The organism is Hymenobacter arizonensis, assembly GCF_900115775.1.
GTDB lineage: Bacteria > Bacteroidota > Bacteroidia > Cytophagales > Hymenobacteraceae > Hymenobacter > Hymenobacter arizonensis.
In genome coordinates, this window is record NZ_FOXS01000002.1 from 672,470 (window position 1) to 686,945 (window position 14,476).

General features: G+C 63.2%; 8 protein-coding genes. 5 read left to right on the forward strand and 3 right to left on the reverse strand.

Annotation, left to right across the window (positions count from 1 at the left end):
• Positions 1-93: 93 nt before the first annotated feature.
• Complete coding sequence (locus BMZ66_RS09235; RefSeq protein ID WP_092671489.1) at positions 94-2,112, forward strand: M13 family metallopeptidase; 2,019 nt, start codon at positions 94-96, stop codon at positions 2,110-2,112.
• A gap of 423 nt (positions 2,113-2,535) precedes the next feature.
• Here BMZ66_RS09235 and BMZ66_RS09245 read toward each other — a convergent pair whose 3' ends face one another.
• Positions 2,536-6,957, reverse strand: a complete 4,422-nt coding sequence (locus BMZ66_RS09245) for a DUF4394 domain-containing protein (protein WP_177204663.1) — start codon at positions 6,955-6,957, stop codon at positions 2,536-2,538.
• 392 nt (positions 6,958-7,349) lie between these two features.
• Complete coding sequence (locus BMZ66_RS09250; RefSeq protein ID WP_092671498.1) at positions 7,350-9,794, reverse strand: TonB-dependent receptor; 2,445 nt, start codon at positions 9,792-9,794, stop codon at positions 7,350-7,352.
• A 464-nt stretch (positions 9,795-10,258) separates the two neighbouring features.
• Between BMZ66_RS09250 and BMZ66_RS09255 the strand changes: the two genes are divergently transcribed.
• Positions 10,259-10,834, forward strand: a complete 576-nt coding sequence (locus BMZ66_RS09255) for a fasciclin domain-containing protein (protein WP_092671501.1) — start codon at positions 10,259-10,261, stop codon at positions 10,832-10,834.
• Between the two features lie 10 nt (positions 10,835-10,844).
• Here BMZ66_RS09255 and BMZ66_RS09260 read toward each other — a convergent pair whose 3' ends face one another.
• The gene (locus tag BMZ66_RS09260; RefSeq protein WP_177204664.1) at positions 10,845-12,236 is read right to left on the reverse strand and encodes a J domain-containing protein; all 1,392 of its coding nucleotides are present in this window, start codon (positions 12,234-12,236) and stop codon (positions 10,845-10,847) included.
• Positions 12,237-12,385: 149 nt separating this feature from the next.
• Here BMZ66_RS09260 and BMZ66_RS09265 point away from each other — a divergent pair, with 149 nt between their 5' ends.
• Genes BMZ66_RS09265 through BMZ66_RS09275 form a run of 3 tightly spaced genes read left to right on the forward strand, consistent with a single transcriptional unit; the run spans position 12,386 to position 14,444 of the window.
• The gene (locus BMZ66_RS09265) at positions 12,386-12,763 is read left to right on the forward strand and encodes a phage holin family protein (RefSeq protein WP_092671508.1); all 378 of its coding nucleotides are present in this window, start codon (positions 12,386-12,388) and stop codon (positions 12,761-12,763) included.
• A 6-nt stretch (positions 12,764-12,769) separates the two neighbouring features.
• The gene (locus BMZ66_RS09270; RefSeq protein WP_092671511.1) at positions 12,770-13,690 is read left to right on the forward strand and encodes a hypothetical protein; all 921 of its coding nucleotides are present in this window, start codon (positions 12,770-12,772) and stop codon (positions 13,688-13,690) included.
• Complete coding sequence (locus tag BMZ66_RS09275; protein WP_092671514.1) at positions 13,662-14,444, forward strand: geranylgeranylglyceryl/heptaprenylglyceryl phosphate synthase; 783 nt, start codon at positions 13,662-13,664, stop codon at positions 14,442-14,444. The genes BMZ66_RS09270 and BMZ66_RS09275 overlap by 29 nt, the downstream gene beginning before the upstream one ends.
• Positions 14,445-14,476: the final 32 nt, after the last annotated feature.

A 14,476-nucleotide genomic window follows, 5' to 3' on the forward strand; every position in this document is an offset into this window, starting at 1 on the left:
CTTCTGTAATTGGTTAGGCCTTGACTATAAAAAATTTGCAAATAATTTGATAAAAATTAATATATATTTCGACTTTATACAAACTCTGCTAGTATGCACAAAACCTTTATTCTCTCCTCGCTACTGGTGTTCGGCAGCGCCGTGGGGGCACAAGCCCAGCAGGTCTTTCTGGACCAAACCACCATCGACCGCGCCGTGAAGCCGGGCGACGATTTTTACGCCTACGCCAACGGCGGCTGGCTGAAAGCCAACGAGATTCCGGCCACGGAATCGTCGTGGGGCAACGGGGTGATTCTGCGGAACAAGACCCGGGCCCGCTTGCAGGAGCTGATAACGTCCACGGCCGCCCAGAAAAACAAGCCGGGCAGCGACGCGCAAAAGTTGCAGGACTTCTACAACAGCGGCATGAACACGGCCGCCATCGACAAGCTCGGCTTTCAGCCCGTGCAGGCCGATTTGAAACGCATCGAGGCCATCAGCACCCCGCAAGGCGTCGCGACCGAGGCCGCCACGCAGCTGGCCTCGGGCTTGGGCATGGGCACGGCACCGTTGTTTAACCTGGGCAATCTGGCCGACCCAATGAGCAACGATGTTGAGATTGTAATCATGGGCCAGGGGGGCATGGGCCTGCCCAGCAAGGACTATTATACCGACGCCAGCGCAAAAGGCGTGGCCATCCGGGCCAAGTACACGGCTTACCTGCAGCAGCTGCTGGAGCTGTCGGGCACGCCCAAGGCTGCGGACCGGGCCGCGGCCATCCTGGCGCTCGAAACCCGCTTGGCCGCGGGGGCCCGCACGCCCACCGAAAACCGCAACATTCAGAAGCAGCTCAATTACTACACCCTGGACAAAGCGCAACAGCAGTTTCCGCTGCTAGGCTTGGGCGCCACGTTCCAGAAGCTGAAGGTGGCCCCTGCTAAGTTCATCGTGGGCCAGCCCGAGTTTTTCGACGGGCTCAACAAAGAGCTCACGGCCACGCCGCTGGCCACCTGGAAAGATTACCTGCGGGTACGGGTTCTCAGCAGCGCGGCGCCCTACCTGAGCGCGCCATTTGCGGAGGCCAGTTTCGCGTTTTACTCGACGGCTTTGGCGGGCCAAACCCAGAACCGCCCGCGCAATGAGCGGGTGGTGGCGACTACCGATGCCAAGCTTGGCGAAATCCTGGGCAAAGTGTACGTGGAGAAATACTTCACGGCCGACGCCAAAAAACGGATGAACGAGCTGGTGCAAAACGTGGTCACGGCCTTTGCCGAGCGCATCAAGAGCAACAGCTGGATGACGGCGGCGACCAAAGAAAAAGCTACGCAAAAGCTGAGCACCGTCAGAAGGAAGGTTGCCTACCCCGACCAGTGGCGCGATTATTCGGCCCTCCAGATTGGCCCGAACTACTTCAGCAACGTGAAAGCCGCCACGGCGTTTGAGCTGCGCGAAAACATGAGCCGGGTGGGCAAGCCCGTCAACCGCGACCTGTGGACTATGACGCCGCCTACGCTGAATGCGTATTACAACCCGCTGAACAACGAGATTGTGTTTCCGGCCGGCATCCTGCTGCCGCCCTTCTTCGACCCCCTGGCCGACGACGCGGTCAACTACGGCGGCATTGCCACCGTTATCGGCCACGAAATCAGCCACGGCTTCGACGACCAGGGCAGCCAGTTCGACGCGCAGGGTCGTTTCAGCAACTGGTGGACCAAGGAAGACCTGGCCAACTTCCAGGCGCGGGGCACGGCCTTGTCCAAGCAGTTCAGCCAGTACGTGGCCCTCGATACGCTGCACGTCAACGGCAAGCTCACCCTGGGCGAGAACATCGGCGACCTGTGCGGCGTGACGGTGGCCTACCAGGCGTTCAAGAAAACGCCGCAGGGCCAGGGCACCCAGCTCATCGACGGCCTCACGCCCGACCAGCGCTTCTTCCTCTCCTACGCCGCCATCTGGCGCCAAAAGGCTCGCGAGGAAAGCCAGCGCACCCAGGTGCTCACCGACCCGCACTCCCCCGCCCGGTTCCGGGTAGTTGGGCCTCTCTCGAACCTGGACGCGTTCTACACGGCCTTCAACATCAAGCAAGGCGATAAAATGTGGCGCCCGGTGAAGGACCGGGTGGTCATCTGGTAGCTGGCCGCCAGTCGCTACACTTGGTACCGAGCCCCCATTCGTCAGCCGACGGGTGGGGGCTTTTGCTTGCGGCAAGGCGGCGCCGCTGGCTCCGGATTGACGCGCCGGAGCCTTGTTGCTTACGCGGCCACCGCATGCGTTAACTGCTGCTGGTCGGGGGAGGTCATTTCGGGGTAGAAATTGAGGCGACAGATAGTGTGCAGCTTGGTAGGCCTTGGTTCGCCCTCCGCGTCAACCTCACCCCCTGACCCCCTCTCCAAAAAAGAGGGGGCACCGGAAATGCCCGTTGCGGAATCGTCTTCACGAACCGGTGCCCCCTCTTTTTTGGAGAGGGGGTCAGGGGGTGAGGTGAGCCGCGTGCGCAAAAAAAGCCCCGCCTGCAAATCGCAGACGGGGCTTTTTAGCAAAAGGCAGGAGCGGAGCTTATTCCACTACCAAACGCTTGTTCACAGTGCCTTGCTCGGTTTGCAGGCGCAGCGTATACACGCCACGGGCTACACCGTCCAGCGAGAGGGTGCGGGCGGTGTTGCCGGCAGCCAGTGTGCTGCGCAGCACGGTCTGGCCCAGGGCGTTTATCACCTGCACTTCCGTGGCCTGGCGGGCCAGGGCGGCGGGCAGCGCGATGGACACCGCGCCACGGGCCGGGTTCGGGAACACCGATACCTGCTGAGTAAGGGCGGCTGGCGCGTTCGACAATACGGCCTGCTGGGTGAGCAGCAGCGAGAAGCGGCCGGTGCTCACGCCCGTGGCCAGCTGGAAGCTATACTCGGGCTGGGTACTCAGGTCGATGCGGGCGCCGGTCTGGGCATCGCGCAGGAAGGCGAAAGTGCCAGCGGGCAGGCGCAGCAGCTCGGCGGCACGCAGGGTGTAGGTGCCAGCCTGGCCGGCTTGCAGGCGCAGGTTCACCACTACGTCGGCGGCGGTGAGGGCGGGCAGGGCGTTCACCGAAAGGGCGGTGAGGGGCGAGGCAATTTCGCTGGCTACTAGCGGGCCGTTGCCGCCCACCAGCTTGTAAGCATCCAGGCTGGAGTCGAAACCGGCCGTAGCGGCGGCGTCGAAGTACACTACGGCTTCATCGGCCGAGCCGGTGGCGCCGCGGAGGTCGAGGCGCACCAGGGGAGCCGTGGCGGCGCTGCGCTGGAAGATGGGGCTCGCGTAGGTGGTGAGGCGGGCAGCGTTGGCGAAGGAAACCTGGCCATTATTGCTGCCGGGAGTGCTCACCCGCACAAAGAAGCCTTGGGCTACCGGAATCTGGTCGGTGCCGCCGTTGGTGCCGGTGCCGTCGGCCACGTAGGTCGAGTAGGTGCCGGCGTACTGGCCCGTCGAGCGGTACACGTACACAGCGGCGTCCACGTTGGTGCGGCCTACCAAGTCCCAGTCAATGGGCGATGGGTAGGGGTTGCCGAGCAGCTGGTAGCCCGACTCGGACTGGGTGCCGCGGCTCAGGCCGGAGGCATTGTAGGTGCCGTTGTTCAGGGTGCCTACGAAGTCCACGGTCTGCGAAGCAGGCACATTCACGGTGTAGCCGCGGGTCACTTCCATGGCGTCGCTCAGGGCGTTGGGCGAGAAAAAGCCTTTGTCGAAGTCCTGCGGTGCAGGGCTGCCGCTGGTATTCACGCGGGTTTCGTCGTAGCCGAATACCGTGGGGAAGGGCGTCACGCTGTTAGGTACAGCGGCGGTGTTATAGGCCGGGTTCACCACCGGCGTGAAGCCGGGCGTGGTAAGGTCGCCCACCGTCGAGCCGCTTACCGGGGCCGAGTAGTGGCGGTAGCCGGGGCCGTTGTTCAGCGTAGGCGTGATGTAACGCTGCACGGTGGCGTTGCCGGCTACAGTGCCGCTGGCGTTCACCACGTGGGCAGTGCCAGTGGCGTTGGAGAGCAGGGTCAGGTTGCCGTTCGAGGTCAGGTTGCCGTTGAGCAGCAGCACGCGCTGCACCTGCACTGGCGCAGCGGCCGTGAGGCCAGCGGGACCGGCCGTGAGGTTGTTGAAGAAGGTAGTGGTACCGCTCACGGTTTGGGCCGCTGCGCCGGCGAAGGCTACAGTGCCGGTACCAGTGCCGAGGGTGGTGCCGCCGTTGTTGGTGAGGCTGCCGCTGAGCGTGAGGGTGCCGCCGTTGGCGGTGGTGAGGGTGGCGCCGCTGGCCAGCGTAACGCCGTTGGCCTGCTGGGCGTTGCTGACCACGGGGTCATTGGCCACGTCCGGAATGGTTACGTTATCGGCGGCGGTGGGTACCTGTGCGGGCGACCAGTTGCCGGCCGTGCCCCAGTCGGTGCTCACAGCGCCGGTCCAGGTGAGGCCCGCTACCACTACGGGAGCCGGGGTGAGGAAGGCGGCCAGGCCGGTGAGGGCGCTGCCGTTGCCCACGCGGCCCAGCAAGCTGGTAGCACCGGAGGCTAGGTCGATGGTGTAAAGGTTATCGGTGGTGGTGCCGGTGAGCGAAGCCGCCAGGAAGCCCGTGTTGGTGGGAGTGGCGGGGTTGGTGAGGTCGGTGAAGATGTCAAACTCCACACCGTTGGCCACCGAAATGCCGGTGGGGCCCTGGTCTACGTAGGTGCCGAGGTTGGCATCGGTGGAGCGCAGCAGCACATTGCGAGCCTGGTCGTAGCCGAAGAGCATGGTGCCGGTGACGGGGTTGTTGTCGTTGTTGGTGTAAGCCACGCCCGAGAGGGTGGGCGTGCCGCCCGCGCCGGTCAGGGTGCCATCCGTGATGAACGTGCCATCGGCGGGGTTCATGCGCAGGTTGGCCTGGTTCGAGGCCGAGGTGATGCGAATGCGGTCGGGCACGGGGTTGAAATCAAAGCCAATGTTGCCGGCCGTGGCGCCCAGAGGCATGGCCTGCAGGCTGCCTACCGCTGACAGAGCACCGGCAGTTGGGCCTGGGGTATATTCCAGCGTGTAGAGCTGGCCCTGTTGGGTGGTCGCATTATAGCCCAGGGCATACAACATGCCGTTGGCGGGCCGGAAATCGGTGCCCACGAGCACTTGGTCGGCGCCTAGGCCGGTGATGTTTACAGCAGTGCGAATAACGCTGGGGTTGCCCGAGTCAAACGAAACCAGGTTGCCGCCGGCCACGCCGTAGAGCAGGCGCCCGGTCAGGGCCGCCGTGCTGTTGGGCACAGCAGTAGGGGCTAGCACCGCCGAGATGTCGCGCACCGGAATGCCCAGGCCGATGGTGCCCACCAGCGTGGTGGCTGCCGTAGCCAGGTCGAGGGTGTAGAGGTTGCTGGCGGTAGCGCCGCCGGGGTTGGCCGTCAGGAAGGCGCGGTTCAGCGAGGCGCTGGCATCAAAGTAGATGTCGAGGTCAACCAGGGCGTTGGCTTGGTTCAGCGCAATGCCCAGGCCGGTAGTGCCCACGGTGTTGAGGGTGCCGGCATTTGGTGGGTTTTGAATGGCCAGCGTGCTCAGGGCCTCGTCGATGTCGTAGAGGGTGGTGCCGGTGCTGCCAGCAAAGCTGTTGGTGTAGCCCACCGAGCCGATGCGGGGCGTGGCGCCAGCATTAATGTCGCCGGCGGCGTAGGTAAGCTGGCCATCGGTGGCAGCCAGGGCGCCGTTGTTGGGGTTGAGGCGGAAGTCGGCGCGGTTGGTGCTTACCACCCGAATGCGGTCAACGGTTGGGTTGAAGTCGAAGCCGATGTTATCGTTAGCGCCGCCCAGTTCGAGGCGGATGGCGGGACCAACCGGCGTTGCCACCGCCGTGGTGAGGTTGATGGTGTAGAGCTGGGAGTTGGCGCCCGCCGTAGCGGCGTCGTAGCCCATGCCAATCAGCTCGCCGGTATTGGGGCGGAAGTCGGTGCCCACCAGCGCTTGGCCAGCCGTAAGGCCCGTGATGCCCACGGCCGTGTTGATGAAGCCCGGCGTGCCCGAGTAGAACGAAAGCAGCGCGTTGTTGGTGTTCACGGCATACAGCAGCTGGCCGTTGGGGGCCGGCGCCGTGCGGTCAATGGCAAAAGCAATGTCGCTGATGATTAGGCCGGGAAAGCCGCTGGTAATGAGCGAGGCGTTGCCCGTAGCCAGGTCGAAGTTGAAGAACGCCGTAGCCAGCGGGCTCGTTGCGAAATTCACGGCGAGCAGGGCGCTCTGCGTGCGGCTCACCGGGTCGGTGTAGATGTCGAGGTCCGTCTGGTCGGCGGCGGTCAGCAGGTTGCTGCTGCTGCGGGTAATGGCCACCCCGGCCGATAGCACGCCTTCGTTGGGCGGGTTCTGAATGTAGAGGGTCGAGCGGCTCTCATCGATGTCGTAGAGCGTAGTGCTGGCCGTGCCCTGGAAGCTGTTGGTGTAAGCCACCGAGCCCACCACGGGGTTGTCGGTAGAAGGCGCCGGAAACTTGATGGCGCCGTCGGTGGCGGCCAAGGCGCCATTGTTGGGGTTCAGGCGGAAGTTGGCGTCGTTGCTGCTCGTGACTCGGATGCGGTCCACGGTGGGGTTAAAGTCGAAGCCAATGCGCTCCGTAGCCGCGCCCAGTGCCAGAGGCAGCACGCCGCCCACGGTGGTGGCCACGCCGGTAGTGGGGTTCAGGGTGTAGAGCTGAGCCGAGCCAGCGCCGTTGTACCCCAGGGCAAATAGCTCGCCGGTGGCAGGGCGCGAGTCGATGCCCACGAGCACCTGGCCCCCCGTTACGCCGGTAATGGGCACCAGCGTCGGAGTGCCACCCAGAACGATGGTTGCAGCGTTAAAAGTCACGAGCCCGGCCCCACCTGGCGTCAAGCCTGGCGTTAAGCCATAAACGGTTTGCGCTTCGGCGGTTGGTGCGGCGGCCAGCAGGCCCATGGTCAACGCCGCGGAGGATAGCACCTTGGAGGTGCGCCGCCATAGCCCGGGTTCGGTGGAAGGTATTTTTATGTTCATGCTTGCTTGGTATGGTAATGGAAAAGTGAACGAACAGGTAGAACGCCCGCCAGGCATGGCGGGGGACTTTGCAAGAACTACGGTAACGACATGCAGTTAGATTGAACTTTTTTGGAATTAATTTTTCCTTAAAATCCATTAAAGCTCCTGAGCAGCTTACAGAGCGTATTTCTTCCTGAAATACAACTCTTTCTTACAGTAAATAACCCGCTGCCAGGGCGCCCGCCAACGCCACTTCGGCACTAAAAAAACACAGCATTGAAGCCGGCACTAGCTTGGCGTTTAACCCAAAACCGGCACCGGTGAAAGCCAGCGCTGTTCGATGCTTAGCGTAGCCAAAGGCACTCCTCCCAGGGGGTAGGCCGCGCTCCTTGCCCAAGGCCGGGACCCCGCTAAAACTCTATGATAAACCCAACCGTCGGCACCACCAGCGCGTCGTTGTCGCCCAGCAAAAGGGGAATAGCATTGCCGCCGTCCGGCCGCACAGCCAGGCCGTCGGTGCTGCGGTAGCCGGCATTGTCGGCGGTGCGCTCGAAGGTGTAGATGGGCGGCGACACTGGCTTGGTGAGCAGCGCGTTCTGCACGTCCACGTAGAAGTCAAAGCTCAGGCGGCGCAGGCTGATTTTCTTGTCCAGGCGCAGGTCGAGCTGCTGAAAGCCGCCCAGGCGACGGGTGTTGAGTTGGCTGTAGTCGAGCACGCCCGTGCCCACGGCCTGGTAGCTGGCCCGGCTGGCGGCTTCGTCGTAGGGGGTGAAGGGCGAGCCGCCGCCTATGCGGTACTTGGCGCCCACCTCCCAGCCGCGCCCCAACTGGTAGCCCAGCAGCGCCGAGCCCAGAAATTGCGAATCCCAGGCCGAAGGCTTGTAAATGCCATCGCGGCCCGTGAATTCGGAGCGGAATGCCGTGAGCGACACAATGGCAAACAGCTTGCCGCTAAGCTTCTGCTGGAAAAAGGCCTCGGTGCCGTAGGCGCGGCCCTGCCCGGTGCTGGTCACGGCCTCGTTGCCAATGGCGTTGAAGTCGCCGCCCAGGTTGGCCAGGCTGATGCCGTCGCGCACCGACACCGGGTAGTTGGCATACTTCTTATAGAAACCCTCCAGCGTGAAGCGCGTGGCCTTGCCCGGCAGCCACTCCAGCCCCGCAACCGCGTGGTCGGAACGGATGTAGCGGCCCCCGGCATTCACGAGGGTGCCCGCTTCATCGCGAAAGCCTAGAATGGTGCTGGGCGGAATCTTGAAGTAGCGCCCCAGCGAGGCGTTCAGGTTCAGAGTAGGGCGCAGAGCATACGACAGCGACACCCGTGGCGAGAGCGTCCGGTCGAAGCGGTAGCCTTCGGTGAGGGCCGTGGTGCCGTCGGTGCGCACGCCCGCCGACACCGTCAGGCGGCTTTCGGCACCGTAGGTGCGGGTGGCCTGGGCAAAGGCGCCGTAGCGCAGAAAATCCAAGTCGGTTTTGAAGCGTACCGTCACGGCCGGGCTGAGGAGCGCACCGTTGGCGTCGCGCACTTCCGAGCGCAGGCGGTTGAAGAGGTTGTTGTCGTAGTGCACCAGCTGGCCCACGGCGCCGTAGCTGTACTGCCAGCGGCCCACGCGCTTGTTCACGTCGGCGCGCAGCTTGTTTTCTATCTCGTTGGCGCGGGCGCCCAGCTTGCGGTATTCCTCCTGGCCTTTGAAGCCGTACTCAAACTGGTCGGCCGAGTTGTAGAGCTGGGTCCGGCTCAGGGCCACGTTCACGAAGCCGTTCTCTACCAGGTGGCGCAGGTTTACGCCCACGGTGTAGTTCCACTGGTCGTTGGTGGGGTTGGAGCGCAGCACGTACTCCTTTTCCGGCGAGCTGTTTTTGGGCGCCACAATCTCGAAGTGGTCGATGGCGCCCAGCCCCAGCGTAGTCAGCGTGGTTTTGTCCGACAGCTTGGTGGTGGTCTTGAACTGAAAGTCGTAGAAATCGGGCCGGATGGGCAAGTCAATCAACTTAAACAGCAGCTGCAGGTAGCTGCGCCGGGCCGAGGCCAGAAAAGTCGTGTTCTTCGTAAGCGGCCCTTCCAGCGTAGCTGCCACCTCGGTGCCGGAGGTGCGCAGGTTGCCCTGAATGCGCTCCGAGTTGCCGTCGCGCTGCCGGAACTGCAGCACCGCGCTCAGGGCATTATCGTAGCGCGCCTGAAAGGCCGAGCTGCTCAGGGTCACGTCTTCAATAAAGCTGACGTTGAGAATGCCGGCCGGCCCGCCCGCACTGCCCTGCGTGGAGAAGTGGTTGATGACCGGCACCTCGATGCCGTCGAGGTAATACACGTTTTCGTTGGGCGCCCCGCCCCGGATGATGATGTCGTTGCGGAAGCCGGCCGTGCCGCCACTACCCCCGCCGCCCACGCCGGGCAGGCTCTGCACCACCCGCGAAATGTCGAAGTTGCCGCCGGGGTTGCTCTTGATTTCCTCAGTAGTGAGCCGCTGCACGCTCAGTGGCGTTTCGGCCGTGGCCACCCGAATGGCGCGGTTGGCCGTCACGGTGACTTCGCCCAGGGCCTGGGGCACGGTGTTCAGCTCCAGGTTCAGGGTGTTCACGTTGCCGGTGCTCAGCGCAATGTTGGCGCGAATGAGCGGGTCGTAGCCCACGAAGGTGGCGCGCAGGTTGTAGGAACCAGCCGGCACCCCCGTGAGGCGGTAGCGCCCCTGGGCATCGGTGGCGGTTCCGAATTCCGTGCCCTCCAGCGTGATGCTCACGCCCGGCAGGACTTCCTGCGTGGCGCGGTCACGCACGGTGCCAGCTACGGTGCTAACGTTTTGGGCGCTGGTGCTGAAGGCGACGAAAAGAAGGGCAAGCAGAAGGGTAAAAAGGCGCATGTAGCAGCAAGCAGCAAGCTGGGCAAATGTTTTGGCTGAATGGGCTATTTGGTGGGGTCGCCTTATGCGGGAAACCTCACCCCTACCGGGCACGGCCCCAGCCCTACCGGGTATGACCCCTCTCCCGCGGAGAGGGGAGCCAGACGAGATGTAGCGCGGACTTTGTAGTCCGCGTCCCCGCGCCGTTACCATCGTTCGGGCATCCGCTAGGGACGCGGACTACAAAGTCCGCGCTACATCCTCACAAACCGGTGCCCCTCTTTTTTGGCTTCGCGCTTCAAGCGAACCGGGGCCGTGTCCGGCAGGGGTCAGGGGGTGAGGTTCCCCGCGTCAGGTTCCGCTAGGGAGGAGGTTACCCCAAAGTTCCTCCCCTTCAGAAAATTTTATACCCCATGCAATCCGCTGCCCGAACCAGCCGCGTAGGTGGGTCATCATTCAAAACATCCAACCATTTATTTATAAAGATGAAAAAGACCTTGTTTTCCCTCGCTGCTGCCATCCTCCTCAGCGCTGCTGCTACCTCCTCGGTTTCGGCTCAAGCCATGATGACGCCCGGCACCGTAATGGTAGGCGGAATGGCGATGTACCCCAACAAGGACATCGTTTCGAATGCCGTTAATTCGAAAGACCACACCACCCTGGTAGCCGCCGTGAAGGCCGCTGGCCTGGTGGAGACCCTGCAAGGCAAAGGCCCCTTCACCGTGTTTGCTCCTGTGAACGATGCCTTCGAAAATCTGCCCGCTGGCACCGTAGAAACCCTGCTGAAGCCCGAGAACAAAGCCACCCTGACCAAGGTGCTGACCTACCACGTGGTAGCCGGCAACATGGACGCCAAAACCATTATGGCCGCCATCAAAGCCGGCAAAGGCAAGGCTACCCTGAAAACTGTGAGCGGCAACACCCTCACCGCCATGATGAACGGCGCCAACAACGTGGTGCTAACCGACGAGTCGGGCAACACGGCCAGCATTTCCACGTACGACGTGAAGCAGAGCAACGGCGTGATTCACGTAATCGACAAAGTGATGCTGCCCAAGTAGTCCTTCTGAGCTAGCAAACACAACTTAAAACCACCGCCGTAGGCTTCAGGCCCGCGGCGGTGGTTTGCGTTTTAGAGGGTCGGGGTCGGGCGGTCTGCCGGGTTGCGTGGCCTGGCTGGGGGCTTTGGGGCCGCTCGCGTTTGGCAGGCGTTTTCGGTTGCTCGCGCCGTTCGTCGGGTTGCGCTTGAGCACTTGGCGTTGCCAGGTTCTCGCTACTCATGCGTCGCTGCGCCCCTTTGCGGCGAGCGGCTTTTACAAGAAACGAATCGCAGCTGATTTCGGCCGTGCGGGCGTAGCCGTAGCCCAGCAGCAGCGAACGCCGGTAAAACTCACAGGCCGACAGCGTGTCGCCGGTGCGGGCGGCCAGGCGGCCGAGCAAGTAATGGGTGCGGCCGTCCTTGGGGCGGGCCTGCAGCACCTTAAAATAATCGGTACGGGCGGCATCGAAGCGGGCCAGGGCGGTGAGGGCCAGGCCCCGTATCTGCACGTAGTGCCACAGCACCGGGGCCCCGCTGCGCTGGCGCTGCGCCAAGCCGTGCGACAGGTCGGCCAGGGCCGGCTCGGGCTGGTTCAGGTCGAGCAGCCGGGCCTTGCCGCGGGCTAGGAAGGCCACGCTCAGGGTGCTGTCGAGCTCCACTGCGCGGCTAAAATTCTGGTCGGCCGACTCGTGCAGGCCCAGGTCGGTTTCGCAGCGGCCGAGGCGGTAATGCATGTCGGCCGTGGCCCGGGCGGGGTGGGGCTGAAGCAGAGCGGCCTTAAAATCGTTGCGGGCCGCCACGGGGTCGTTGTGGAGCAGCATTTCTAGCTCGGCGCGCCGCCGCAGGGCGTCGGCGTAGTCGGGCCGGAAGTGCAGGGCTTCTTCCATAAAGCTGTAGGCCGAAGCCAGGTGCCCGCGGGCGTAGGCACGCAGGCCGTCGCGGTAGTTGCTGATGGCCGTTACGCGGTCCATGGTCACTTTCACGGTCAGCGAAAGCAGCACGATGCCCATTAGAAACGCAATGGTCAGGGCCCAGTCGCGGCGGTTGAAGGTGGGGCGCTGGGTGGGGATGCGCTGGTAGTGGCGCTCGCGGCTGCCCGCGGGAGGGCGGGTGCGCAGCGGGGCGGGCGGCGGCATGGGCACCCCGTACACGTGCTGGGTGGCGGGGCGGTGCTGCTGCTGGCGCACGGCTTCTTCGGCGCGCCGGGCGGCCTGAGCCAGCTGAAAGTCGTAGGTGGCCCGGCGGCCGGGGTCGCCGAGCACGCGGTAGGCCAGGGCCACGGCTTTGAACTGCTCTTCGTAGCGCACGTCACCGCCGTGCTTGTCGGGGTGAAAACGCACCACCAATTGCCGGTACGCCCGCTTTATCTCCGCGGCCGGGGCGGTGGCAGCTACGCCAAGGACTTGATAATGATTCTGACTCACGCTGGGCACCAAACACAAAGGACTGCACAAAAGTCAGCCATGCCCGCAAATTTTCCGTAGAACCGGCTCAGTCAACTCCTGATTTTTTAGAAAACAGCCCGACTTAAAACAGTTCCTTCTTTATTCTTGCCACTCCAACTTTGCGCCGTATGATTCTCGACGACGACAACTCCAAAACACCCCGCAACGACAGCCTGATTGGCAACCTGACCGGCTACCTCGACACCCGAATTGACCTGGTCCGCCTGGAGATTCAGGAGAAGGTTTCCGGCATTCTCGTGGGCACCATTCACGGCGCCACCCTGGCCATCCTCGGCCTGATGTTCGTCATCTTCCTAAGCGTATTTGCCGGCTTGGCCCTTAATTCGGCCCTCGATAGCACCTTCTGGGGCTTTGGTATCGTGGCGGGCTTCTATCTGCTGCTGCTGGTACTGGTGCTGGTGGGCGTCGACAAAAGCGCTTTCCAGGGCTTGGCCACCAAGTTGCTGAAGGACAAAATTTACAAATCTGACAAACGCCAAGCCTAGCCTGCCATGAGTGACCTGCAAACCCCCCTGTTCGACGAAGAAAAAGAATTTCTGGAGCGCAAGAAGCTGGAGTACGAGCGCGCCCTGCGCGGCGACGTGGAGGAAATCAAAGAAAAATCGGTGAAAGCAGGCAAAGTAGCCCTTGTGGGCGCGGGCCTGGCCGGCAGCGTTTGGCTGATTGCCAAAGCCTTTGGCGGCCTCAGCAAGCGCAAGAAAAACAAGCGCTACGCCCAGACCGGCGACAACCGCGCCGAGTACGAACCCGACGGTTTCGATGACTTTGACGGCGAAGACGACGGCTTTGGTTCCGACGCTGACTATTTCACGGCCGGCAATGGCAAGCGCTACAAGAGCGTGGTGCACTACAAGTCGGCCGCCGATTCGGCCCGGGTTTTCCAAAGCCAAGGGGGTGCATCCGAGCATCAGCCAGAATACGGTCAGCAGTCCGACGACCTCGGCTTTGGCGCAAACGCCATCCCCACGTCCGATGACCAGAGCGTGGGAGCCCTTTTTGGGGCCAACTCTCTGGAGGAGTCGCCCTTCGACCCGCAGGATTTCCAGGATGACCCCTTTCGGGACCTGCCCTACGACGACAGCCGCCGCCTGCCCACTTCGCACGACTTCGATGGCGACGAGCTGGCGCTGAGCAGCAGTCAAAAGCACATTAGCCCCCGCTCCAGCAACATGGTAGGCCAGGTGCTGCAGGCTTTCCTGAAGTCCGATACTGGCAAGATGCTGGTGGCCCAGGCCGCCGCCGTGGCCTTGGCCATGGTAACAAAAAAAGTGAGCGAGTTTTTCCCAGCGGACAAAAATCCCGACCTTGCGGATTCCCCGGCCTACGCTCCCGCCGAAACCGGGTTTGCTCCCGTCGCTTCGCTCGCTTCTCCTGATTCCCCGGATGCGTCCACCCACACCTCTGCTATATGATGCGCTCCGGACCCGGCAGCAACAAGGCCGCAAGGCATTGGCCGTGCTGCTCGACCCGGATAATTTAAACGAAACCAGTCTCTTACACTTGTTGCGCCTGGCTCAGGCGCACCCAGTCGATTACTTTTTCGTAGGGGGCAGCTTGGTGCTTAGTTCGCACCAGGCTGCCCTCATTGCGTTGATTAAGGAGCACTCAGCCGTGCCGGTAGTGCTCTTCCCCAGCCACAGCCTGCACCTCGACGGTCCGGCCGACGGCGTCCTGCTGCTCTCCCTTATTTCGGGCCGCAACCCCGATTTTCTCATTGGCCAGCACGTGGTGGCCGCGCCGCGCCTGCGCGCTAGCGGCCTGCAGCTGCTGCCCACCGGCTACATGCTCGTCGACTCGGGCCGGCCCACCACGGCATCGTACGTGAGTGGCACCATGCCGCTGCCCCACGACAAGCCGAGCATTGCCGCCTGCACCGCCCTCGCCGGCGAGCAGCTGGGCCTAAAGCTGATGTACCTCGACGGTGGCAGCGGCGCTCAAAATCCCGTATCAGCCGCCATGATTGCGGCCGTGCGTGAGGCTGTGGCCGCGCCCATCATCGTGGGCGGCGGGCTGAATACCGGCGAGAAAGTGTACGCCGCCCTCGCAGCCGGGGCCGATGTGGTGGTGGTCGGCAACCATATCGAAGCCGAGCCGGAGTTTCTGGCCGAAGTAGCCGGGGTGGTGGCCTCGTTCAACCAATTGGCCCACTCGCCGGAAGTGGCGTAGCGCCGCTCCGTTCCGCCTCCTCTTCCTTCTGT

Excerpts from the sequence above, each read along its gene's own strand:
- BMZ66_RS09235 (WP_092671489.1), top strand. The coding sequence starts at position 94 with ATGCACAAAACCTTTATTCTCTCCTCGCTACTGGTGTTCGGCAGCGCC.
- BMZ66_RS09245 (WP_177204663.1), bottom strand. The coding sequence starts at position 6,957 with ATGAACATAAAAATACCTTCCACCGAACCCGGGCTATGGCGGCGCACC.
- BMZ66_RS09250 (WP_092671498.1), bottom strand. The coding sequence starts at position 9,794 with ATGCGCCTTTTTACCCTTCTGCTTGCCCTTCTTTTCGTCGCCTTCAGC.
- BMZ66_RS09255 (WP_092671501.1), top strand. The coding sequence starts at position 10,259 with ATGAAAAAGACCTTGTTTTCCCTCGCTGCTGCCATCCTCCTCAGCGCT.
- BMZ66_RS09265 (WP_092671508.1), top strand. The coding sequence starts at position 12,386 with ATGATTCTCGACGACGACAACTCCAAAACACCCCGCAACGACAGCCTG.
- BMZ66_RS09270 (WP_092671511.1), top strand. The coding sequence starts at position 12,770 with ATGAGTGACCTGCAAACCCCCCTGTTCGACGAAGAAAAAGAATTTCTG.
- BMZ66_RS09275 (WP_092671514.1), top strand. The coding sequence starts at position 13,662 with ATGCGTCCACCCACACCTCTGCTATATGATGCGCTCCGGACCCGGCAG.